This is a genomic window from Flavobacterium sp. J372, from assembly GCF_024699965.1.
Taxonomy (GTDB): Bacteria; Bacteroidota; Bacteroidia; order Flavobacteriales; family Flavobacteriaceae; genus Flavobacterium.
Genome location: NZ_JAJOMZ010000004.1, coordinates 1,678,652 through 1,701,937 on the forward strand (window position 1 = coordinate 1,678,652; position 23,286 = coordinate 1,701,937).

The window sequence follows — 23,286 nt, forward strand, 5'->3', positions numbered from 1 at the left end:
TTAATCCTTTATCAGCCATAAATATGCTTCTGCAAATGCTTTGCGCCATAGCTTTTCATTATGTTTGCCTCCTTTAATGATTTTAAGTTCCATCTTCGGCGGATTGTTTTTATCCTGTAGCAGCTTTTGCATTTTCAGCAGGTCCGGCACCATATCTTCGCTCTCGCTCTCGCCCGCCATAAAATAAATCTTCCTTTTTATTTTCGGAGTGCTTTCCGTCAGTTTATAAATATCATCAGTAAACCAGAAAGATGGTGAGAACACCCCCGCCATGCCAAAAACGTCAGGGTATTTCAGTAGTGCGTAGTAAGACGTCAGCCCGCCAAGTGAGCTACCCCAAATGATTGTGTTTTTCCTGTTTCCCTTTGTCCTGTAATTTTTGTCTATATATGGTTTTACAGTCTTTACAATGAAGTCCAGGTATACATCTGCACCGCCGCCTCCATATTTTGGGTGTGGGTAGGGAGTGAGCTCATCAATGCGTTTATCGCCGCCGTGCTCTATGCCTACAACAATAACATCGGCGTTCAGGCTGTCAAGCACACGGTCGGCATCCCACTCACCAAAAGCTGATGTTTTCGCATCAAAAAGATTCTGCCCGTCGTGCATATAAATTACAGGATATGATTTCCCTGAAGCTGCGTAGTCATGCGGGAGGTACAGCCATATTTTCTTGTCTTTGCCCAGTTGAGGAGAGTTCAGTGTGAGAGATGACACGTTTTTAGAAATGGTATTTTCCTGTGACCGTAGGGCAAATACTGTAAGCAATGCCGTTAAGATTGTAAAAAGCCGTATCATGTTTTTCAGCAGAAAATAATATATTAGCTAAAAATAGTAAATCTATGGGCAGCTACGAAGAAAAACTGAGCTTACTAAGCGAGATGATATCTTTTGCAATGATTGACGGGCAAGTGCACGAGCGCGAGTTCCAGTTCCTCTCTATCGTGGCATCTCAGCTTAAAGTTGAGAAAGATATCTTTCTGAGCCTGTTTGACCATAAAGCAGAAAAGGTTATCCCGAAAAGCGAGCATCAGCGCATACTGCAGTTTTACAGGCTGGCGCTGCTTATGCATGCCGATGGCGTGTTGCACGACAATGAACAGGTAGCCATACGCGAAATGGGCGTAAACATGGGGCTGAGCCCATTTGCCATGAAAAGTGTGCTTACAGAAATGGAACGCTCACCAACCGGCCTGATAGATCCTGAAATGCTGCTGGCGCTTTTCAGGGCGCAGCATAACTAATCACCCAAAAGCCACAGGTAAGCATCTTTAAACTGGGTGCGCCAAAGCTTTTCGTTGTGGTGGCCGTTATGCACAATTTTTTTATGTATTTGCTTTGGGTCGTCAACTCTGCCCATCACCAGCTCCTCCATTTTCTCAAGGTCCGGAATCATTGCCTGACTCTCGTGATCACCGGCCATAAAGTATACGCGTCCGTCAATCTTCTCAACCCTCTCAATCAGGCGGTAAATATCATCGCTAAACCAGAATGATGGCGAAAACACTCCCGCGTTTCCGAACACTTCAGGATGTTTGAGTAGTGCATAAAATGAAATCAATCCGCCAACCGAGCTACCGAAAATGGTCGTATTTTCTTTATTTGTAAGCGTTTTAAAGTTTTCATCCACATATGGTTTCAGGGTATTGATGATAAAATCAAGATAATCATCGGCATGGCCGCCGCCATGAGTGTCGTTGGGGTAGGGCGTCATCTCATCAATGCGGTGCTTGTCGCCTCCATGCTCAATGCCAACAATTATGGCTTCGCTGTGCAGGTCGTTCAGCTTTTCTTCAAGGTGCCACTCCCGTTTCAGTGATTCGGCATGGTCAAAAACATTCTGCCCGTCGTGCATATAAATCACCGGGAATCTTTCTTTCTCATCATAATTATGAGGCAGGTATACCCAAATGGTTTTTTCGCGGCCGAGCTGCGGCGCTTCAATGATGAATTCAGTTACAGCTCCCTTATCTTTTGCGTTAGATTTCTTAGGGCTGAAAATACTGTTTTCAGTACGATTGGCTTACCTGTTTAATGAAAATTTATGACTTAATAAATTTAAGGTTTGTAACGGCCTTGCCATTATTAGCCACAACCATGTAAGAACCGGCCTGCAAACCATCAACCCTTATGGCTCCGTCATTTATTTCTTGCGTTGATGCTGATAAGACTTTTTGCCCCAGCATATTATAAACGCTAACAGATTGTAAAGAACTGCCTGCTGAAATGTATAGAAATTCTCCGGCAGGGTTTGGGTAGATGCTCAGTTTTTGGGTGGTTTTATCACTATGTGACAATACTGTATTATTGTTGTGCACAGCCACAATCCCGTTACCGGTAGTCCAAATCACTTCATTGTCACCGTCACCATCCAGGTCATCAGCATATACGGCGGTAGGTATTACCCCGCCTGTATTTACATAAATATCCTGTTTTGCAGCAAATGTTCCGTCACCGTTGCTCTTATACCACGATACTGTACCAAATTGATTATCCTGCGTAAGTATATCGTCATAATTATCACCGTCAAGATCGGCACAGTGGTAAGATTTTGCACCCTGGCCTGCTGAAGTGATGATGCTGGCAGTAAAGTTGGGAGAGGCTGAATTTTTCCACCCTTTCATACTAACAGCTTTAAAAGTTATATCATCAAGCCCGTCATTATTAAAATCGCCCGCACCCATTAACATGGTTACAGTATCATTAACGCCGTCAACTCTGGTAAACTGTGCATTTCCGTTATTCAGGTATATTTCAAACCCGCCTGTAGCAATTGCAAAATCTTTAAAACTGTCATTGTTGAAATCACCCAGTATCAAATCATAAAATTCGGTTTCATCATCGGGGAGTATTACATTTTCTCCCGCTGAAAAGCTGCCTCCGCCCATATTGGTAAAAAGCAATATGTTATTATGGTTCAGCAAAATTATATCAGCTTTTCCGTCACCGTTGAAATCATGTGCCAGGACCCGGCCCAAAACAAAAGTAAGCCCCGACTTTATAAGCGTTTTTTGCTGGTACGATCCATTAATATTTGCGTGCCATGAAATTGTTTGTTGTGAACCTGCCTCTACAACTACAATGTCAGGCGTACCATCTCCGTTAAAATCGGCCATGTCCATTGTTTTTAAACTTTGCCAGGTATCGGCAACATTACCTACAACCAAAAAATTCAGGTTTCCGTTATTACTATAAACCCTTATCTTACTTGTAATGTCATTGCCTACAATAATATCTTTTGTGCCGTTTGCATCAAAATCACCTGTTTTTATGTATTGGCTTATAGAATTAGCGCTGCCGGCTGCATCAATAAACTGTGGCTGGCCAAACTGGCAAATAGCCGAGAGGGGTACCAATAAGACTGGCAATAAGTAAATTTTTCCCATAATAGCTTTTTTTGAGTAAATGTATTAATTTTTTAAACTCATTGGTGCTATTATGTTAAATTTCAGACAGGTTGTGTTTAATATTAAAGGGTGGGTATAAAAAAAACTGTTCGGCAAACACAGTGTGCTCACAGAACAGTTTCGGGAATGTGGTTAAAATTTCCTGAAGGAATGGGCTATTGGAATAACGAAAGTATTTCTTTCTTCGCTTTGCCCAGCTTCTGTTCAAGACGGCCCCACATTTCGTCGTCTTTGCCTTCCTCATAAGTCAGATCATCATCTGTAAGTTCGGCATATCTCTGTTTTAGTTTTCCTTTGAATTCGTCCCAGCCTCCCTGGATTTCTGTTGAATTTGGCATGACTTAGTGTTTTTGTTTATTGTAAAATTACACCGCATTTTGCCAAATAGTTGGTAAAGGAATTATAAAGGTTTGCTAAAAGTTTTCTGAATCTAATTGTTTCCTTCTGCTTTCCAGTATCATATAAAACTGTACCCCAAACAGCAATGATGCCGCCACAAGGTGCGTACTTTGCATCCCGAACGGAAAATCAGCATAATACATTGCAATACCTGATGCAATCTCTATTAGTAATAGCACCATGACCCAGCCTGTTTTGGCAAAGCCAAGTCCGAGTCTTTTGTTACGGAGGTATAGGTAAAGATTAGAAAAGAATAACACAAAAGAAAATGTCCGGTGGAAATAGAACGTTACCAGCGGATTATCAAGTATTAGGTGCATGTTTTCGTAGCCAAGCATTTTTACGCGCTCATCTACAAACTGGCGCACCTGCGTACCCAGAACCACCTGTATCAGTGTTAGAAATAATGCAGCCCAAAGCATAATTTTAAACATTTTGTCATGTTTAAATGCTACTTTAGTCGGTTTTGCCAAATGCAGAATGTATAAGATAATCGCAACGATTATAAGGGCTACTACCATATGGGTGGTAATTTTAACCGGACTGAGTACACTGTCAACCACGGTTTTGCCAAGCCATGCCTGGAAACCCATAAGAAATACTGTAAGCCATGACAACAGTATGATGCTGCTCTTCGTCCGCCAGAATTTAAAAGATGCCACAGCCATTATAAAAACGGCAAGGCCCGCCAATGCTCCCACAAGCCTGTTAACGTATTCTACCCATGTATGTACGGGGTTAAACTCGGCATAGTCATGCTTAGTGTATTCCTGCCAATTGGCTGCATCATATTGTGTCCCGGTAGTAAAGGTTTCTTTTGCTACCCACAATTTTTCATCTTTGATGATAACCTGCCCTTTCTCAAAGGTATGGTTGGGAGTCCACATCAACTCTTTAATATCGGTAGGGGGAATGTAATACCCAAAACACCTCGGCCAGTCAGGACAGCCCATTCCGCTGCCTGTCATACGTACAAGGGCTCCTGCCACAATAACCAGATAAACCAGTACAAGAGCAACCTTCGTAATCTTTGTAAAATTGATTTTCATTGTGTTTGTTTTGCTCCTGCAAGGTTTAAAACCTTGTAGGTGTATAATTTAAAACCTACAAGGTCTCAAAAACCTTGCAGGTTTACTACTTAGTTATTTCAAGTCCCAATTTCTTAGCCCGCATCATCATAAAATCGTGTGCTGCCTGATATTCATTCGGAATTTCCCCTTCCAAAATTGCCTCCTTAATTGCCTCCTTCAATATCCCTATCTCCCGCGATGGCTTAAGGTTGAAGATCTCCATAATCTCTTCTCCTGTAATCGGCGGCTGGAAGTTGCGCACATGGTCGCGCTCTTCAACTTCCACTATTTTTTGGCGTACAATTTTAAAGTTGTTATGGTACTTCCTGAACTTGGTGGCGTTTTTGGTGGTAATGTCGGCCTCGCAAAGCGTCATCAGGTTTTCTACATCTTCCCCCGCGTCAAATATCAGGCGGCGTACGGCAGAATCGGTTACTTCATCCTGAGCAAGAACAATAGGCCTTGAGCTCAGCATCACCATTTTAGAGACGAACTTCAGTTTTTGGTTCAGCGGCATGTGCAGCCTTTCAAACAGTTTCTTTACCATTTTGCTGCCTACAAACTCATGACCATGAAATGTCCAGCCCACTTTTTTACTGAATTTTTTAGTAGGCGCCTTGCCAATATCATGCAACAATGCCGCCCATCTCAGCCACACGTCATTGGTGTTAGGGGCAATGTTATCCACCACTTCAAGCGTGTGGTAAAAATTATCTTTATGTGTTTGGCCTTCCACTTCCTGCACGCCCTGCAGCGCCGTAAGCTCAGGTAAGATTATGTGCAGTAATCCTGTGTCATGCAGCAGTTTAAAGCCCACAGAAGGCACAGGAGCCATCAATATCTTATTGAGTTCATCAACTATACGCTCACCCGAAATAATGCTTATACGCTCTTTATTTCGAGTGATGGCTTTAAGTGATTCTTTTTCAATCGTGAAATTTAGCTGCGTTGCAAAGCGTATAGCGCGCATCATCCTGAGCGGATCGTCACTATACGTAATATCCGGGTCAAGGGGTGTACGTATTATTTTATTCTGAAGGTCTTCCACGCCATTAAACGGGTCAACCAACGTCCCGAAATCATCTTCATTCAGCGACAGCGCCAGTGCATTTATGGTGAAATCGCGCCTGTTCTGGTCGTCTTCCAGCGTACCGGTTTCTACATGCGGCTTACGGCTTTCCCATTGGTATGATTCCTTTCTCGCGCCAACAAACTCTACGTCAATCTTACTGCCGTCTGCTTCATCAAAATGCAGCATGGCTGTACCGTAATTTTTGAATACCTGAACTTTGGGTTTTTTTGGTAGGAGGGAAGATACTTTCTGCGCCAAATCTATCCCGCTGCCAACGGCAACAATGTCAATATCTTTCTTAAGTCCGCGGTCAAGAAGAAAATCTCTCACATAACCGCCAATGACATAACTCTTAACATCGAGCTGTGCGGCGGCCTGCGATGTGATGCTGAAAACAGGGTGTTGTAGGGCTTCTTTATATGAAGGATTGTCTTTCATTAAGGTCGTATCACTTTTACCTGCAAATCATTCCCGATCTTGATGATGGTACTTGGTTTTGCGGCAATTTTATCGTGATGCAAATTTACAACATAGTCTACGCCGTCCAAAATATGATGGTCAATTTCTTTGAATGAACTTGGTGTAGGCATACCGCTTATATTAGCCGAAGTTGAGACCAACGGTTTCTTCATACGCTCCATCAATTTGTAGCAAAAAGGTTCTTTTACAAGGCGCATACCCAGTGTTTTATCCGGAGCGATGAGGTTTGGCGCTACATTACGCGGATTGTCAAGAACTAACGTTGTGGGCTTATCGCTAAGGTCGAGAATTTGCCAGGCCACTTCAGGTATATTATTGAAAACGTTATGCACCATGCGGTCGCCGTTCATGAGTACTATCATACTCTTGGTTTCCTCACGCTGCTTCAGCTCATAAATTTTTTTAACGGCATCAGGATTGGTGGCATCACAGCCAATGCCCCAAACGGTATCAGTAGGGTAGAGTATGATCCCTCCGTTCTTTATGGCCTCAAATGCGTTGTGTACTTCTTCATTAATGTTATCCATGGCTTACTTCTTTAGCGACCAATATGACGCAATTATCTTATTTATTGGAAACGGATATTTAAGCGCTGCGTACTTTTGTTTGTTTTCAGCGTATTCCTGCAGCTCGGCTTTACTTTTATCCTGAATTTTTTCCAGCTCGCGTATCCTGCTTTTGTATTGCCTCAGCCAATATTTTTTGCTCAATACCTTGTCGCTGTTGATATGGTCAATAAATTTGTTGATGACAACAGCATAGTCTTTATGCATCACTTCTTTATTGTTTGAAAGGCTGGTCAACATCACCCTGTAGTAAAACAGCGGCTCGTTAAGAAATGCCATTTTGTGCCCGTTGTAAGCCAGGCGCAGGCAGATATCCCAGTCTTCCATCATGATGTTCTCATCAAATTTCAGGTCAGAAAGTATTTTGCGACTCGTCATAAAACCAATAGCATACAGGAAGTTGCCTGTTATGGCTTCATTAAAGTAGTTAGCGAGATTGATTGCTTTTTTCTTATTGCGGGGGTCGTATAAGGCAACAGTTTCACCAGTATCCTGAAGGTATTTGTAACCATCGGTAAATACAACATCGGCACCTGTCTGTAACATGAAGTCAATCTTCTTCTGCATGTTATCCTCAGTATACCAGTCGTCACCCGAAAGGAAAGTAATGTAGTCCGTTTCTGCACGGTCAACCAGTATATTCAGATTCTGCGAAACATTTTTGTTAACATCGTTTTTGTAACCGCGATACTTAATTCCTGAAGTTTTAAAATACTCATCAGCAATTTCAAAAGTGCGGTCGGTTGAGTTGTTATCAAGAAAAACTACTTCAAAATCCTTATATGTCTGGGCAGCAATACTTTCGCATGCCTGCAAAATGTACTTTTCGTGGTTCATGGCAAGCAGCGCCAGCGTTACAGAAATTTTGCCTGCCATTTTAGTATTTATTTACAGTATCAATAACATATTGTACTTCATTATTGGTCATCACAGGGCTTATAGGCAGACTGAGCACCTCATTATGAATTTTCTCTGTAATCGGTAAGCTCAGATGGCTATACTCACTGTAAGCCTCCTGCTTATGTGGCGGGGTTGGGTAATGTATCTGGGTATGTATATTGTTGCTAGTCAGGTAATTTTGAAGTCCGTCACGATTATCAGTCCGCACAACAAACAAATGCCATACATGTTCATCACCCGGGTTTTCAGGAAGGATTAATTTTGAATTGGCAATACCCGTAATGTAAGCCGCAGCAATTTCTCTCCTGCGTTGATTTTCAGTATCAATGTATTTCAGCTTTACGTCCAGCGCTGCAGCCTGCAATTCATCAAGCCTTGAATTAAGACCCTTGTATTTGTTAGTATATTTTACTTCTGAACCGTAGTTGGCGATGGCCCGTACAGCTTTAGCCAGTGCATCATCATTTGTAGTTACTGCACCGCCGTCTCCTAGCGCACCTAAATTCTTGCCCGGATAAAAACTATAACCCGCTGCATCGCCAAGGTTTCCCGTCTTTATGCCGTTCCATACCGCCCCGATTGCCTGTGCATTGTCCTCAATTATTTTCAAATTGCGTTGTTGCGCAATTTTTTTCAAATCCTCAGAAAATACCACACGCCCGTAAAGGTGTACAATCATTATAGCTTTTGTACGGTTCGTGATTGCAGCTTCTATTGCTGAAATATCAATATTATATGTGCTGATGTCCGGCTCAACAAAAACCGGCTTCAGCCCATTATCAGTTATTGCAAGTACAGAAGCAATATAGGTATTGGCAGGCACAATAACTTCATCACCTTCCTGCATAATACCTAATTCTATATAGGCTTTAAGTATAAGCCTCAGTGCGTCAAGGCCGTTAGCTACGCCTATTGCATGTTTGGTACCTATGTAAGCAGAAAGATTTTGCTCAAAGGTTTTAGTTTCATTGCCCAGTAGATACCAGCCGCTGCGGAAGGTTTTTAAAAGTCGTTCTTCTATCTCCTGCTGATGCTGCATATTTATCTTATGCAGGTCTAAAAATTTTACTTCCATAAATCTTAGCTTTCCATTATAGCATAGCCCACGCCGCTAGCGCCCATACCGTTTCCGGAATAAAATACATATTTTTTGCCTTTGGCCTCAACAGGCACCGGGTAACATACGGTTTCAGAATCCCAGCCTTCAGCTGAAAGTTCAAGCGTGAACTTATCATCTTTTCGCACCCAGTTTACACCATCTGCAGATTCTGCATAGCCCGCCCTGTATTCTTTTGCGAGGTTATCGCGTGTGTAAAACATCTTGTAAATGCCATCTTCCTTAAATACAGTAGGCCTGCCTATGCGGTATTCCGTACCTTCATTCTTAACACAGCTTATCCGCATGTCATTAGATATATTTATCCCGTCTTCAGACTCAGTATACATTATATCATATTTCGGGTAAGGTATGCCATTGATATATTCCCAGCCTTCGCCCTGGCTATACCATATTTTGTACTTGCCATCTTCCTTAATCACGGTATGTATAGCTCTGATGTATCGCTCATTGTCATACCTGTCAAGTATCGGCGTCACCAGTTTACGTTGGAATGTATTACCTCCGTCAGTGCTTTCGGCCAGTCCGGAGAACGCTAGGAATTTTGCTTTTTTAATAGCCTGGAAACCTACATAGTACATACGTATTGCATCTCCATCACGAATTATAGAACCCAGTATCACGCCATTATCATCAAACATGCCTCCTTCGCCTATGTCAAGCACAGGCTTATCTGAAACTGCCAGAATTTCTGAAGGGTTTGATGCCGAAACATCAATATACCCAATACGGCTGGCTCCGGTAGCATCACGAAATCCGCCATATACGCGTATTACATCATCATTCAGCAAAAATGGGGTAGGAGTGATGAAGGTATTATCCCTCCAATCGTCGAGCTTTACGGGGTTGTATATCAGTCCTTTTTTTGTAAACTTCATGATTATATTTCTTCTGCAGATACATTAAACGCTTCGTAGCTTGTTTTTGCGGCAGGTTTTGCCGGTGACCCTATCATTAGGCTGGCATCTTCAGTGTTTTTCACAATCAGCGCACCGCTGCCCACAATATTGTCTTTACCAAGCTTTATGTTGTCATTAAAGGTGCTGTTAACTCCGAGGAATGAATATTCACCGATTTCGCAAAAACCTGAAATCACTACGTGTGACGAAAGATATACATGGTCTTTTATCACTGTACGGTGCCCAACGTGGTTACCCGACCATAAAATTACATTATTGCCAACTTTTACATGGTGCTGTAAAACGTTATTTTCAAAGATGAAAACATTTTCACCCAGCTGTACGTTGCGCCATACAAAAGCCCTTGAACTTACATAAGTTGCACAGGTATACCCTTTTGCCTTAGCCTGGTTATACATGTTTGCCCGTGCCCGGTTCAGTTTTACGTAAGATATAGCAACATAAACTTCATATTCTGAAGGTGAGAATTTTTCCTCAAGTGTTTCAAACTCATACACTGGAAGCCCGTAGAATTCAGGCTCCTTTAAATATTGCCTGCTTACGCTGAAGCCAACAACTTCATAAGCAGAATCATACGTGAAATATTCACAGGCAATTTCAGCCGTTTCGCCGGTACCTATTATGATTAGTTTTTTTGTCTTTTCCATTAATCTTAAAGTTCTATATGCATGGTTTCGCGCAATACGCCACGCCCGCCAAAGCTTTCTTTAAAGTGTGTAAGCCCTTCATTGATAAACATTCCCTGCTTATCATTCCCGGTACCAAGGTTAAAATAATTATAGCCCTGCGTTTTACCCCATTCAATTATATAATCGGTTACAGCATTAACGCAGCGGTGTTCCTGGTAGGCATTGTCCTGGGCAATATATTGTGCATGCAGCGCATTTTTAAATACAAAAAGCACACATCCGCCAATAAGTTTATCATTGAGATATGCCCCTATAAGTTTGATGTTGTCTTTGCCAACGGCATCCCGAAGTGCAACTATCTGCCCAGCTGTATGCACCGGAGCTTTACCAAATTTAGACTGTAAGTTTTCCGTGAGCATGTCCCAAAAGCCTTTAAAGTCTTCTGATTCTTTTACGGTAATTGTCTTCCAGGCTTTTATGGTATTGTATTTTGTGCCTTTGTCAAACTCCTTTTTAATTTCTTCAAGTGAGGGGCGAAGGTCAATATAGGTTTCAACCTCACGGTATTTTATTTTGAAGCCGCAGCGCCACATTGCATAGTCGCTTTCATCACTTATAGTATCATATAAGATGCGGAAAGGGTTGCGAATTATGATTTCGTTAACATTTTTAGTGCGCGCGAAATCAAGTGTTGCGTTTACCATTTCAACAGCATCTGTCATTCCCATTTTTCGTGAAATGATATAACCGCCATAAGTGCTGCGCAAATGCGAGTTCAGTATAATTTTCTCGTCAGTTTTATATAGTACAGCCGGCAGCACAGCTGCAAGCTTACCTTTACGATAAAAGAGGAGTGAAGCATCATCTGCGGCGTTTTGGATGTTCTGATCGTAAAAAGCCCGTGTGTGAAGGAAATTACCATTAATGGCAGAGTTCACAAACGCTTCCCATTCATCCCTGTGGCTCTCGGTGTATTGTACTACTTCCAAGGCATGTTATTTAAAATCAGCATAATTCCTTATGTAATCTTTCTCATCATACTCCATGCTGGCAATACACATTTGCACCGCGTTGTGGGTATACTTCATTTGCCTCCAGCACATTTTTGGTATAAAAAGGCCTTTGTCGGGCGAGTCAAGTACCCATTCTTTTTATAGCCGTCTGTAAACTCGGTAGTGATGATAATCTTGCCTGAAACAGCTACAAGTATCTGCTCCAGCTCATAGTGCGAGTGCATGCCCCTTTCAACACTTTCAGGAGTAAAATAGGTCCAGTAAATACGTTTGGGTGTAAATGGCAGGTTTTCTTTTTCGGCAATAGATATGTAGCCTATAGACGGTTCGCCAATTTTAGGGAAATGTATTATGTGGGGTCTCTGCTGCTCCATGCGGCTGGTTATATTATAAGTTCAGGAAATGCACCTGCAATGCAAATTTACATTATTTTTATTAAGCGCGGCTTCGTCAACAAACCATTACCCATGCCGGTAGCTTTGCTTCTGTTTTAGCGACTCATCAAGGCACACGCTACGGAAGACTATCCCAAGTGAGTCCCATTTCTTAGGCTTTATCAAAAACGTAAAGAAAAGATAGTATTTTATGGCAAGATATTTCAGGTAAGGGTAATTCTTTTTAATGATGTACAGGTAAGATATAAGCCCTTCGCGGTCTATAGGCCTGTTTTTTGCAGAGCTGCCCCCCTGGTAGTGCACAATTTTCGTCTGCGGAAGCAAAAATGTTGTGTAACCTTTTTGGCGCAGGCGGTGGCTTATATCCATCTCTTCAAAATAGAGGAAGATATTGGTGTCAAAACCGCCAATTTCACCAAAAATCGATGATTTAAAAAACATAAAGGCACCGTTTATAAAGTGCGGCTCAATAACATCTGTATGCTCTTTTTTACGTTTTGGGTGTGTTTCGGCATAGTTTTTCTCCAGAAAGCTGCGCCCAAATAAAAGCTTACGTAAGCCTTTGTTATGGTCAAATGACGGTACAAACTTACCATGCTGGTCATAGTTCTGTGCACTGGTTACCCCAGCTTTTGGGTTATTCCTATGAAACTCAACATGCATTCCAATGCAATCGTTCATCAAAAGCGTATCATTGTTCAGAAACAGCAAATATTCGCCTGAAGCAAACTGGGCACCGAACATATTACCGCCCCCAAACCCGGTATTTATCCTGCTGCTAACCAGTGTAATATTCTCTCTCAAAGGCAGGCCTGCCTCGAGAGCTGCAAATTCTTCCTGCTTTGAATTGTTATCTACAACTATGATTTCCAACGATATTGACGGACTTGTCTTTTCAAGCACAGAGGCTATACAGTCTAAAGTATAGGCTGATGAATTGTAATTGATGATGATTACCGATACATCTTTCGTGTACTTCATGAAGAGATATTTTGCACAAATATAATTACATGCTCCAACTATTACCGATGTATCTTCAGAATTTTGATATTTTTGGAGAAATTATACAACTCTATATGCAGGATAAAAAGATTCTCATTATTGCCCCGTATGCCTTTGGTTACACAAACCATATGCTTACTGCACTGCACAAAAAAGGACATACTAATGCGAAGATTGTTTATCTTGATTTTCCCTCTTTTGCTTATAAAAACTCAATGCATAAAGCCGCTAACTTCCTTAGTAAGGTTTTTAGCGGAAAGAATTTGAAGAAAGAATTTGTTCGCGACAGGATAAAGAATACGCTCGCTGAAGCCGGCGTGCAGGATTTTATCTTTATGATACGCCCCGATATGCTTGATGATGCATTGCTGGAACAGATTAAAAAAAGTACCAGAAGGCTTGTTGCTTATTATTATGACAGTACGCGCCGTTTTACACGCAAGAATGAGGTAGCCCATTTTTTTGATAAGGTTTATACGTATGACAGGCTCGATGCAGAAAACCACGGCTATGAATTTCTTACCAATTATATTTTTAAGGAAAGTGAAGATGCCGGATATGACTATCAGTTTTTCAATATTTCAACGTATGATTACCGTTATCCGTTGCTTGAAAAGCTCGGAAATTATCTAAAAGAGCGAAACTACAGCTACCTCATAGAGATTTACACGCCCGATGATATTACAAGTGACAGCGTACAGATTATCCACAAACAAAAATCTGTTGCCGAGGTTGAAGGGCTTATAAAACGCTCTAAAATAATTGTTGAGATACAACGCACCGAGCAGCTAGGTCTTTCTTTCAGGATATTTGAAGCCCTGGGATACCGAAAAAAGCTTATCACTACCAATAAAGATATCGTGAACTACGATTTTTACAATCCGCAGAACATTTTGGTGATAGATGAAAACAACATAGAAATACCTGAAGATTTCGTTACATCGCTGTACATAGAACCTGATAAGACTGTACTTGACAAGTATAGGATTGATAATTGGGTGGAACGCGTGTTTGAACTATAACACTAACTTTCTGTAAACCGAAAGGTATGTGGCGGCGCTTTTATCCCACGAGAAAAAGTCGGCACGATCTTTAAGCAGGGCTGTACGCATTTCTTTGTCAGCATTGAAATTATCCATGCATTTGTGAAAATGTTCACGCATGTATTCCGGGTCAAAATTATCCCAGTAATAAGCAGCGTCTCCGCCAATTTCAGGCAATGATGTGTGGCTTGACAAAAACACAGGCTTACCGAATTTCATGGCTTCGATAGGCGGCAGGCCAAAACCTTCGCGTATGCTGGGGAAAGCAAAGGCAAGGCAGTGCTGCATATAATACTGCTTGCCGGCATCATCAACCTTCCCTGTCAGGAAAACCCTTTTACTCAAATTGTTTTTAGCAATATGTTCTTTTATAACAGCGCCGTAGTCATGGCTGTTGTTGCCCGAAATAATAAGGTTTATACCTTCCGGCATTACGGCAATCATCTGCACCAGCGATAAAAAATTTTTCCTTTCATGAAATTCGCCAATGGAATAGATGAAAGGGACATCAACCGGCGCATTTGGCGGGTACGCTGATGTATCAACAAGATGCGTTATCGGGTTGCCATTGTAAATAATATACTCCGGCACATTTGGTATGCTGAAATAGCTGTGTGCCTGTTTCTTTGCAAATTCCGAGATGTACGTTATAGCGGTTGAGCGTTCCAGTTTTCCCCTGAACCTTTTTGCATGCGCTTCGCGGTCTTCTCCTGTACATTCTTCCATGAAGTTCACGTCGTGAACCGTAAGCAGGTAATTTTTGGCTTTAAATGGCTCAATTTTGGTATTCTGGTTAAGCGAATGCCAAAGGTCATGCTTTTTCCTTATCCTGAAAAGCGGGTAGCGCTGCAGCGATTTGTATTGGTGGTACTTGAATGTATCGCCAAAAACCGCTTCAAGCTCATATGGTTTTTTAGCGTTAAGCCAAATATCCAGCCCGGATAAATCATTGTTTTGCAGGCCTTTTATAAGCTCATAATTAAATGTACCCAATCCGCCGGCGCGGTTGTTTATGTTATGCGATTCAAGGAATATGGTTTTCATGTTCAGGCGATTTTCCTGTACTTCATCCACAATTGCAGGTAGCGCTTAAATACAGAAAATGAGTGCACATAGGCCAATATAAAACCTTCCTTGCCGTCAAGTATGCCCATCCTGAAAAAATACTGCCAGCAAAACCTGTAAAACGGCCTGAAGAAAAAATGGTAGGCATTCGGCCTGCGCTTCTTATTGTATAGGTTTTCGGCCTGCAGCTTGCTGTACATTGTAAGTTTGCCGTTGTAGTTATCAAAGCTTTTATAGCTGTAATGGTCAACTTTTTCACTCAATTTCCCCACAACGCCCCTGGCCTGTATTGTTTCGTGCACAAGCCCGCTGTAAGCACAGTGGTTCTTGTTAAAAAGTCGTATCACCCTATCTGTCTGCCAGCCGCCGAAATGTATTTTTTTGCCCATAAAGTGGAATTTCCGCTTTACAAAATAAGCTATCTCGTTACTGTTGTTGGCCAATACTGTTTTTATTTCCTGCTCGAGTTTTGGTGTTACAACCTCATCAAGGTCAAAAAAAAGTATCCAGTCATTCTTGGCCTGCTGTATTGCAAAATTGCGCTGGTCGCTGAAATTGAGAAATTCCTTCTGCATAAACTTTACATTCAGCTCTCGGGCAATCTGTTCGGTAGCATCGGTACTGTAAGAGTCAACTATAATGATCTCATCGGCAAAAGAAAGGCTCTCTACATAACGCCTGATGTTGTCTTCTTCATTATATGTTATGGCGAGCGCAGATATTTTTGGCGCCGGACTGTTTTCAGTCATAGAAAAAATGATATATTGGCAAATATAATAATATACATTTACCCAACTAAAAAAAACGATGGCAAAGCTACCTGTTTTAATGTACCACAATGTCACTCCAAATGAAAAAGAAGGAGCCGGGCTCACAATTTCTGCACGGCTGCTGGAGGAACATTTAAGATACATTCATGATTCAGGCTACACGACTTTGCATCTTGATCAAATCAATACTATAAACAGCCTGCCAGCAAAAACCCTACTTATAACTTTTGATGATGTTGCTGAAAGCCAGCTGGAATATGCTGTGCCTTTGCTTGAAAAATACGGGCTCAGGGCTGTGTTCTTCATCCCTTTTAAATATGTTGGCGGCAATGACGACTGGAATGACGGCTCAGTGAAAATAATGAGCCTGGAGCAGCTTAAGAGCATTAATCCGGATGTTGTGCAGTTTGCATGGCATTCTTACAGGCACGGGCATTACAAAGCCATGAGCGAAGCTGAGGTTATCGAAGATCTGGATAACTGCCAACGTTTTATTGATGAATCAGGGCTGGAAGTATATCCCGCAATTGCATACCCGTTCGGGAGCTATCCTAAAAAAGGTGAAGCCAATGCAGGATTTAAGGAAATACTGCAAAGTAGAGGCCTTAAGATGGGTTTCCGCATTGGCAACCGTGTAAACAGGTTTCCGCTGAAAGATAAATTTGAAATTCAGCGCATAGATATAAAAGGGGAGGATACGCTCTTTAAGTTCCGCCTGAAACTGAAGTTCGGGAAACTGCGGTTATTTTAGCCCACGCTGTATCAGCATCATTTTTACATAGCGCGAAAGCACACCGTAGGCATTCATACTTGCAAGCGCCAGCCCCGGCACACCGTCAAGAAATCCTTTTTTGATGATGTATGCATGGAAGAAGCGGTACATGGGCTTAAAGATGAGGTGCAGGTAAGTAACCTTTTTGCCTTTGCGAACCGACATTTGCGCCTGGAACCAAGCATAAGAGTCTTTCTTGGCCAATAAATGGAAAAGGCCCTTATAGGTGTAATGAATCATGAAGTTGCGCAATGCCCCTGCTTTACCCTCAAAATTCAGCTTTTCATGCACATCACCCGTAAATTGTATGTTTTCGTTCTTTACAAGTCGAATCACGCGATCAACTTTGTGGTACAAAAAACGGTTCATGTAAAAATGCGGGAAGGGTATGGTATAGCCGTTATATTTAGGATTTTTAAGCACCTCCTGTATTTCGTGCTTCAGCTTTTCGGTAACACGCTCGTCAGCGTCTATAAATAATATCCAATCGCCTTTGGCAGCAGTTAGCGCAAAGTTTTTTTGTGCAGAGAAATTGTCAAATTTCCGCTCAATAACCTTGCAGCCCATGTTTTGTGCTTTTTCCCTGGTATTGTCTGTACTGTAGGAATCTATAACAATTATCTCATTGGCAAATGATACCGACCTTATGGCGTCTTCAATATATGTTTCCTCATTATAGGCGGGTATAATTACCGAAAGGCTGTTCATTCGCAATTTTGTTGTTACAGGCAAATCTAACAAAAAAATAAATTTATCTTTGCCCCATGCAAAACAATATTTCTGTAATTATAAGCACTTATAATTCTCCTGCATGGCTTCAGAAAGTGCTGTGGGGGTATAACACGCAAACATACAGGAACTTTGAAATGGTTATTGCCGATGATGGCTCGCGCAGCGACACCTTCACGCTTATTGAGGAAATGCAGAAAGAAGTGTTTTACCCCATAATACATGTATGGCATGAAGACAACGGTTTCCAGAAATCTCAGATACTAAATAAAGCCATACTTGCCTGCACAACAGATTATATATTGATGAGTGATGGTGACTGCATACCTCGCCCTGATTTTATAGAGCAGCATATAAAGTTCAGGGAAGAAGGTTATTTCCTTTCGGGCGGTTACCATAAGCTGCCACTTGAACTTTCCCAAAATATCACCAAAGATGATATTTACTCCGGCAGATGCTTTGATGTTGCCTGGCTTAAAAAAAACGGCATGCAAACATCTTTCAAGAATAATAAAGTTGACGCAACGGGCCTTGTAAGCGATGTACTCAATAAGCTTACACCCACAAACCCAAGCTGGAACGGGCATAACTCATCAGGCTGGAAAAAAGATATTGTTGCCATAAACGGTTTTGACGAGCGGATGCAGTATGGGGGGCAAGACCGTGAACTGGGCGAACGCCTTGTTAACTATGGCATTGTGCCTAAGCAAATACGCTACAGTACCGTATGCCTGCACCTTGACCATGCCCGTGGATATGCCACACCTGAATCAATCAACAAGAACAGGAATATACGCAAGGCAACCCGCGATGAGAAGAAAAAGTGGACAGATTACGGGATTGTGAAGGGTAATGCTGGTTAGTTGTTGATTCGTTAATTTGTTCAACCTTCAGACTTTCCAACTTTCGACTAATTATAAATTTTCTTTTAAAAACTTATCAAGCTGTGGTAATATAATTTCAGGGGAAAGCTGCAGGTATAATTCACGCGGATTTTTCTCAATTTCCTTACGCTTTTCATAGGTATAGCTGTCAAATAAATCAGGTTTAAAATCAAGAAGGTGAACGCTGGTATGCATCTTGCCGTCTTCAAAACTTGCCCAATGCGATTTACTTACATAGGGTGAAAATATTGTAAATGTAGGTTTGCCCAATGCCTTTGCAATATGTACAGTGCCGCCTTCATTCGCTACCAGCGCATCACACTGGTACATAAGTTTTATAAAGTCTCGTATTGTTGGGGCATAAATATCAAGTATGATATTTTCTTTATGCCTGCACATTTCAAATATCTTAAGCGCTTCCTCTTTCTGGTGGGGTGAATAGTTAAAAAGCAGGTAGGCATCAAATTTTTCAGCAATGTAATCGGCTATTTCGGCCACATATTCATAGGGCATAGATTTCTGCGGCGTACTGCCCAGTACTCCCAGCACGATAACTTTTTTGTCCTTGTACCTGCCAAGCCAGTCTTCCTGTTTTTCTGCTTCCGAAAGCCATATTTTCGGCGCATAATCTACAGGTTCAAAGTCGCCGGCCGCTTGCAGCAGCCGCACCCTGTCTTCGATTGCTTTACCCGCAATATGGGATGATTCTTTAAGGATTTCAGCAGGATGGGTGTAGTAGCCCCAGTTACCCAGTTTTTTACGGCTTTTGTTGCCAATGGTCATATTCGCACCCGAGAACTTGCATATAAGCCTGCTCTGGGTTTTAGAGTAGGGGTCAAAAATGATATCATAGTTTTGCGCCCTTATCTGCAAGATAGTTTCCAGGAGCACAGGCAGTTTCTTAAGCTCTTTTTCTTTTACCGAAATGAACTTGTCAATGTTGGGGTTATGCATAACCACGCCTTCAGTAAAGTCATACGCCATGAGATGTATCTCACTGTCAGGATATTTCCTCTTGAAGTTATTGGCAATTACCGAAGCGATAAGCACATCGCCTATGCGTTTATTCTGGATGATAAGGACTTTCTTCATTTATGATGCGGGCTCATCATTGTTTTCACTACCTTTTTTGCAGTAAACACCAATTTGCCAATACCTTAGTTCTTCTTCGGTGCGTACCGTTACAAAATTAATCTTTTCAAGCCTTTGGTTGAATAACTCCCACAAATGCGGCGCCTCCCTGTAAATAGATGATATGATTATGCCGTCATCCTCAAGATGGTCAATCATTTTCTCAAGCACTTTTACACGCTCTTTTTCATGCACGTAATAAAAAACCTCATTAAAAATGATTACGTCAAATTTTCGCTCAGGCGTAAAAGTATGGATGTCTTTACACTGGAATTCTGCATTGGGAAATTCCTTGGCTTTGGCTTTCTCAATAGAAACCTTTGAAAAATCTATCCCTAAAAAATAGTTATACATATAATGTGCCGGGAGCTTCTCGTTCAATACACCTTCACCGCTGCCAAGGTCAAGTATTGAAGGATTTTCTTTACCTAAAATAGTTAGATAGCCTATTATGGTAGAGTAGCGTGAAAGCTCTTTGCTGGTTTTCATGCTGTCCCAGCGTCCCTTTGCGTATTGTTTGTCCCAGCGAAGCTTGCGCCTCCAGTTATGAAATTTATCAAGAGTATTCAATGCTGTAGTGGTTTAGTGGTTAATTGTCTGTGCAATGTAGTACAATTTTTCTAAATTTGGGCAAATTTTACATATGCCGGTACATATCTGTGTTAACCCTTTATATGATTCAAAAAAAGAGCAGCTGCTGCAATTGGCAGATAATTTTGAGCAAGAAGGCAAGATACTGGTAAAAGGTTCGCGCAACATTATCAAGACCAACTATCTTGAAGGCGATAAGGTTAACATAAAGTATTTTAAGAAGCCTAACTTTTTCAATGCAATAGTCTATTCGCTCATCCGCCCGTCAAAGGCAAGGCGTTCTTTTGAGTATGCGCAATACCTTTTGAAGAACGGCATACTCACGCCCCAACCGTTGGCTTATATCGAAGAAAAATCAGGCGCAGGGCTGGGGGAGAGCTACTACATTTGCAGGCATATTGATTATGATTTTACGTTTCGCGAACTGATTCACGACCCGCTTTTCCCGAACCGGAAAGCTATACTGGAGCAGTTTACGGAGTTTACTTATAAGATGCACGAAGCACGCATAAACTTCCTAGACCATTCACCGGGCAATACGCTGATTGTAGACAAAGGTGATGGGAATTATGATTTCTACCTTATCGACCTGAACCGTATGAAGTTTGAAGATATGGGTATTGAAGCCCGTATGGACAACTTTAAAAAGCTATGGCCCTCGCGCACCATGGTGAAGATTATCGCTGCAAAGTATGCTGAGCTGACAGGTAAAAGCTACGAAGAGCTCCACGCCATTCTGCTGAAAAGCACACTCGATTTCAAGCGAAAAATCACGAAGAAGAAATATTTGAAGAGAAAGCTGAAGAAAAAATAATTACGAATTACGAATTACGAATTACGAATTACGAATTACGAATTACGAATTACGAATTACGAATTACGAATTACGAATTTCAGCGTTAAACATCTACTCGTAATTCGTAATTTAAAATTCGTAATTAAACAGCTACATCATACTCTCTCAACGCATTGTTAAGCGAAGTCTTTAAATCTGTTGATGGTTTGCGCTGGCCTATTATAAGGGCGCACGGCACCTGGTATTCGCCTGCTGCGAATTTCTTGGTATAGCTGCCCGGTATCACAACGCTACGTGGCGGCACGGCACCTTTCATTTCAACCGGAGTATCGCCTGTAACATCAATAATTTTTGTGGAAGCCGTAAGGCAAACGTTTGCCCCAAGCACGGCCTCAGCGCCTACACGAACGCCTTCAACCACAATGCAGCGTGAGCCTATAAATGCGCCGTCTTCTATAATAACCGGTGCGGCCTGCAAAGGTTCGAGCACACCGCCAATACCTACACCACCGCTCAGGTGTACGTTCTTGCCAATCTGTGCGCAGCTGCCTACGGTAGCCCAGGTGTCTACCATTGTGCCCTCGTCAACGTAAGCGCCAATGTTTACATAGCTTGGCATCAATATCACACCTGATGAGATGTATGCTCCATGCCTTGCCACGGCATTCGGTACCACGCGTATCCCCTTCTCGGCATAGTTGCGTTTCAGCGGCATCTTGTCATGGTATTCAAAGATCCCCGCCTCAAGTGTTTCCATTTTCTGGATAGGGAAGTACATAACCACGGCCTTCTTCGCCCACTCATTAACCTGCCAGCCATCGGCTGCTGGTTCAGCTACGCGCAGTTTACCTGCATCAAGCATTTCTATTACTTCGCGTATGGCATTCGTTGTATTTTCTTCTTTAAGCAAGTCGCGGTTTTCCCAGGCCTGCTCTATAATAGTTTGTAGATTGCTCATGGTAAAATTTGGTTTCGGCAAAGATAGCAAACAAACAGTATCGCAATTAATTTCAAACTTGATTACTTTTGCCCTATGAACAAAGTAGTGCTTATTACAGGCGGCTCATCAGGTATTGGTAAAGCCATAGGTGAATATCTTTCAGCAAAAGGTTTTACGGTATACGGTACCAGCCGCAACCCTGAAAATTACAGCAACAGCAAATTCCCGCTCGTGGCTTTAGATGTCAGGGATCCGCAGCAAGTCGCTTTAGCCATTGGTCATGTCATTGAAAAAGAAGGCAGGATTGATGTATTGGTAAACAACGCAGGCGTGGGCATTACAGGCCCGCTTGAGGAGATCCCTGCATCAGAAATAAAGAACAATTTCGAAACCAACCTTTTCGGGCCGATTGAAACCATGAAAGCCGCGCTTCCGCAGATGAGAAAGCAGGGCAGCGGGCTTATCATCAACATAACATCTATTGCCGGTTACATGGGGCTGCCGTACCGTAGCGTGTACTCTGCTTCAAAAGGAGCGTTGGAACTTATCACTGAAGGTTTACGCATGGAGGTGAAGCAATTCGGCATACATATCACCAACATTGCACCGGGCGATTTTGCAACCAATATTGCCGCCGGGCGTTACCACGCGCCGCTAGTAAAGGGTTCAGCTTATGAAAAGGCATACAGCAGTACGCTCGAAACGATGAATACGCACGTGGACAGCGGCAGCAACCCGCAGCAAATGGCTGAAGCGGTATATAAAGTTATACAAAACCCAAATCCAAAAGTGCATTATAAAGTCGGCGCGTTTTTGCAAAAATTCTCAATTGTACTAAAGCGGGCGTTACCTGATAAAATGTATGAAAAGATGCTCATGAACCATTATAAATTGTAGTTTTGCGCAAAATTCTGAACACAACTTAATAACATATACACATGAAATTTTTTATTGATACAGCAAATCTTGCCCAGATTAAAGAAGCCCAGGAACTTGGCGTACTTGATGGCGTAACAACCAACCCGTCGCTTATGGCTAAAGAGAGTATTACAGGCAAGAACAACATCCTGAAGCATTATGTTGACATCTGCAACATTGTAGAAGGTGACGTAAGCGCTGAGGTGAACGCCGTTGACCTTGAGGGCATGATTCGCGAGGGCGAGGAGCTTGCCGACCTGCACGAGCAGATTGTGGTAAAGCTGCCAATGACAAAAGAAGGCGTAAAGGCTTGCAAATACTTTACCGATAAAGGAATTAAAACCAATGTAACACTTGTATTTTCGGCAGGGCAGGCGTTGCTTGCCGCTAAAGCTGGCGCTACCTATGTATCACCATTCATAGGCCGTCTCGATGATGTATCTACCGATGGCCTTAACCTTATACAGGAGATACGAGAGATATATGACAATTACGGTTTTGAGACCGAAATTCTTGCAGCATCGGTACGCCACACTATGCATATTGTAAATTGTGCCAAGATAGGCGCTGATATTATGACCGGGCCGCTTTCAGCTATCACAGGCCTGCTTAAGCACCCGCTTACCGACCTGGGCCTTGCGCAGTTCCTGGCTGATTATGAGAAAGGTAACAAGTAA

At 42.2% G+C, this 23,286-nt stretch carries 26 protein-coding genes and 1 pseudogene; 7 read left to right on the forward strand and 20 right to left on the reverse strand.

What is annotated here, in order from left to right:
* Complete coding sequence (locus tag LRS05_RS08280) at nucleotides 1–798, reverse strand: alpha/beta hydrolase (protein ID WP_257867885.1); 798 nt, start codon at nucleotides 796–798, stop codon at nucleotides 1–3.
* Nucleotides 799–842: 44 nt separating this feature from the next.
* On the opposite strand from LRS05_RS08280, the gene LRS05_RS08285 reads away from it, so the two are divergent.
* Nucleotides 843–1,244, forward strand: coding sequence for a TerB family tellurite resistance protein (locus LRS05_RS08285; protein ID WP_257867886.1), 402 nt, complete (start codon nucleotides 843–845; stop codon nucleotides 1,242–1,244).
* On the opposite strand, the gene LRS05_RS08290 is transcribed toward LRS05_RS08285, so the two are convergent.
* The 13 genes and pseudogenes from LRS05_RS08290 to LRS05_RS08355 all read right to left on the reverse strand — a co-directional run bounded on the left by LRS05_RS08290 (nucleotide 1,241) and on the right by LRS05_RS08355 (nucleotide 12,949).
* Complete coding sequence (locus tag LRS05_RS08290; protein ID WP_257869254.1) at nucleotides 1,241–2,002, reverse strand: alpha/beta hydrolase; 762 nt, start codon at nucleotides 2,000–2,002, stop codon at nucleotides 1,241–1,243. The two genes, LRS05_RS08285 and LRS05_RS08290, sit on opposite strands and share 4 nt — an antisense overlap.
* A 40-nt stretch (nucleotides 2,003–2,042) precedes the next feature.
* Entirely contained in the window at nucleotides 2,043–3,386 is a 1,344-nt protein-coding gene (locus tag LRS05_RS08295; protein WP_257867887.1) for a T9SS type A sorting domain-containing protein, read from the reverse strand.
* Between the two features lie 176 nt (nucleotides 3,387–3,562).
* Nucleotides 3,563–3,745 carry a CsbD family protein gene (locus LRS05_RS08300; protein WP_257867888.1) on the reverse strand — a complete coding sequence of 61 codons (183 nt, stop codon included), beginning with the start codon at nucleotides 3,743–3,745 and terminating at the stop codon, nucleotides 3,563–3,565.
* A 75-nt stretch (nucleotides 3,746–3,820) separates the two neighbouring features.
* Nucleotides 3,821–4,855: a heme A synthase gene (locus tag LRS05_RS08305; protein WP_257867889.1), complete on the reverse strand. Its 1,035-nt coding sequence runs from the start codon at nucleotides 4,853–4,855 to the stop codon at nucleotides 3,821–3,823.
* An 85-nt stretch (nucleotides 4,856–4,940) separates the two neighbouring features.
* On the reverse strand, nucleotides 4,941–6,386 hold the full coding sequence (locus LRS05_RS08310) for a CCA tRNA nucleotidyltransferase (protein WP_257867890.1): 1,446 nt from the start codon (nucleotides 6,384–6,386) through the stop codon (nucleotides 4,941–4,943).
* Nucleotides 6,386–6,955 (reverse strand): L-threonylcarbamoyladenylate synthase, encoded by a 570-nt coding sequence (locus LRS05_RS08315; RefSeq protein WP_257867891.1) that lies wholly within the window; start codon nucleotides 6,953–6,955, stop codon nucleotides 6,386–6,388. The genes LRS05_RS08310 and LRS05_RS08315 overlap by 1 nt, the downstream gene beginning before the upstream one ends.
* Nucleotides 6,956–6,958: 3 nt before the next feature.
* On the reverse strand, nucleotides 6,959–7,870 hold the full coding sequence (locus LRS05_RS08320) for a glycosyltransferase family 2 protein (RefSeq protein ID WP_257867892.1): 912 nt from the start codon (nucleotides 7,868–7,870) through the stop codon (nucleotides 6,959–6,961).
* 1 nt (nucleotide 7,871) lies between these two features.
* On the reverse strand, nucleotides 7,872–8,969 hold the full coding sequence (locus LRS05_RS08325) for a DegT/DnrJ/EryC1/StrS aminotransferase family protein (protein ID WP_257867893.1): 1,098 nt from the start codon (nucleotides 8,967–8,969) through the stop codon (nucleotides 7,872–7,874).
* 5 nt (nucleotides 8,970–8,974) lie between these two features.
* Complete coding sequence (locus LRS05_RS08330) at nucleotides 8,975–9,889, reverse strand: hypothetical protein (protein ID WP_257867894.1); 915 nt, start codon at nucleotides 9,887–9,889, stop codon at nucleotides 8,975–8,977.
* A 2-nt stretch (nucleotides 9,890–9,891) separates the two neighbouring features.
* Entirely contained in the window at nucleotides 9,892–10,578 is a 687-nt protein-coding gene (locus tag LRS05_RS08335) for an acetyltransferase (protein ID WP_257867895.1), read from the reverse strand.
* A gap of 5 nt (nucleotides 10,579–10,583) precedes the next feature.
* Complete coding sequence (locus tag LRS05_RS08340; protein ID WP_257867896.1) at nucleotides 10,584–11,549, reverse strand: GNAT family N-acetyltransferase; 966 nt, start codon at nucleotides 11,547–11,549, stop codon at nucleotides 10,584–10,586.
* Between the two features lie 6 nt (nucleotides 11,550–11,555).
* Nucleotides 11,556–11,947, reverse strand: a pseudogene (locus LRS05_RS08350) (FdtA/QdtA family cupin domain-containing protein).
* Nucleotides 11,948–12,034: 87 nt separating this feature from the next.
* A complete protein-coding gene (locus tag LRS05_RS08355) occupies nucleotides 12,035–12,949 on the reverse strand; it encodes a glycosyltransferase family 2 protein (protein ID WP_257867899.1) in 915 nt (304 codons plus the stop codon).
* A 29-nt stretch (nucleotides 12,950–12,978) separates the two neighbouring features.
* Between LRS05_RS08355 and LRS05_RS08360 the strand changes: the two genes are divergently transcribed.
* On the forward strand, nucleotides 12,979–13,992 hold the full coding sequence (locus LRS05_RS08360) for a hypothetical protein (protein WP_257867900.1): 1,014 nt from the start codon (nucleotides 12,979–12,981) through the stop codon (nucleotides 13,990–13,992).
* On the opposite strand, the gene LRS05_RS08365 is transcribed toward LRS05_RS08360, so the two are convergent.
* The gene (locus LRS05_RS08365) at nucleotides 13,987–15,057 is read right to left on the reverse strand and encodes a glycosyltransferase family 1 protein (protein WP_257867901.1); all 1,071 of its coding nucleotides are present in this window, start codon (nucleotides 15,055–15,057) and stop codon (nucleotides 13,987–13,989) included. The two genes, LRS05_RS08360 and LRS05_RS08365, sit on opposite strands and share 6 nt — an antisense overlap.
* Nucleotides 15,058–15,059: 2 nt before the next feature.
* Entirely contained in the window at nucleotides 15,060–15,827 is a 768-nt protein-coding gene (locus LRS05_RS08370) for a glycosyltransferase family 2 protein (RefSeq protein ID WP_257867902.1), read from the reverse strand.
* A 58-nt stretch (nucleotides 15,828–15,885) separates the two neighbouring features.
* On the opposite strand from LRS05_RS08370, the gene LRS05_RS08375 reads away from it, so the two are divergent.
* Nucleotides 15,886–16,599, forward strand: a complete 714-nt coding sequence (locus tag LRS05_RS08375) for a polysaccharide deacetylase family protein (RefSeq protein WP_257867903.1) — start codon at nucleotides 15,886–15,888, stop codon at nucleotides 16,597–16,599.
* Here LRS05_RS08375 and LRS05_RS08380 read toward each other — a convergent pair.
* Nucleotides 16,591–17,328: a glycosyltransferase family 2 protein gene (locus LRS05_RS08380; protein WP_257867904.1), complete on the reverse strand. Its 738-nt coding sequence runs from the start codon at nucleotides 17,326–17,328 to the stop codon at nucleotides 16,591–16,593. The genes LRS05_RS08375 and LRS05_RS08380 overlap by 9 nt on opposite strands.
* Before the next feature lie 56 nt (nucleotides 17,329–17,384).
* On the opposite strand from LRS05_RS08380, the gene LRS05_RS08385 reads away from it, so the two are divergent.
* A complete protein-coding gene (locus LRS05_RS08385; protein ID WP_257867905.1) occupies nucleotides 17,385–18,212 on the forward strand; it encodes a glycosyltransferase family 2 protein in 828 nt (275 codons plus the stop codon).
* A gap of 51 nt (nucleotides 18,213–18,263) precedes the next feature.
* Here LRS05_RS08385 and LRS05_RS08390 read toward each other — a convergent pair whose 3' ends face one another.
* Together LRS05_RS08390 and LRS05_RS08395 are read right to left on the reverse strand one after the other, a co-directional pair.
* Complete coding sequence (locus LRS05_RS08390; protein ID WP_257867906.1) at nucleotides 18,264–19,325, reverse strand: glycosyltransferase family 9 protein; 1,062 nt, start codon at nucleotides 19,323–19,325, stop codon at nucleotides 18,264–18,266.
* The gene (locus LRS05_RS08395; protein ID WP_257867907.1) at nucleotides 19,326–19,934 is read right to left on the reverse strand and encodes a trans-aconitate 2-methyltransferase; all 609 of its coding nucleotides are present in this window, start codon (nucleotides 19,932–19,934) and stop codon (nucleotides 19,326–19,328) included. It abuts the gene before it with no gap.
* 73 nt (nucleotides 19,935–20,007) lie between these two features.
* Here LRS05_RS08395 and LRS05_RS08400 point away from each other — a divergent pair, with 73 nt between their 5' ends.
* A complete protein-coding gene (locus tag LRS05_RS08400) occupies nucleotides 20,008–20,769 on the forward strand; it encodes a lipopolysaccharide kinase InaA family protein (protein WP_257867908.1) in 762 nt (253 codons plus the stop codon).
* A 124-nt stretch (nucleotides 20,770–20,893) separates the two neighbouring features.
* Here the strand turns inward: LRS05_RS08400 and LRS05_RS08405 are convergent, their stop codons facing one another.
* Complete coding sequence (locus LRS05_RS08405) at nucleotides 20,894–21,709, reverse strand: 2,3,4,5-tetrahydropyridine-2,6-dicarboxylate N-succinyltransferase (RefSeq protein WP_257867909.1); 816 nt, start codon at nucleotides 21,707–21,709, stop codon at nucleotides 20,894–20,896.
* 75 nt (nucleotides 21,710–21,784) lie between these two features.
* Here LRS05_RS08405 and LRS05_RS08410 point away from each other — a divergent pair, with 75 nt between their 5' ends.
* On the forward strand, nucleotides 21,785–22,588 hold the full coding sequence (locus tag LRS05_RS08410; RefSeq protein ID WP_257867910.1) for an SDR family oxidoreductase: 804 nt from the start codon (nucleotides 21,785–21,787) through the stop codon (nucleotides 22,586–22,588).
* 41 nt (nucleotides 22,589–22,629) lie between these two features.
* Nucleotides 22,630–23,286, forward strand: coding sequence for a fructose-6-phosphate aldolase (gene fsa / locus LRS05_RS08415; RefSeq protein ID WP_257867911.1), 657 nt, complete (start codon nucleotides 22,630–22,632; stop codon nucleotides 23,284–23,286).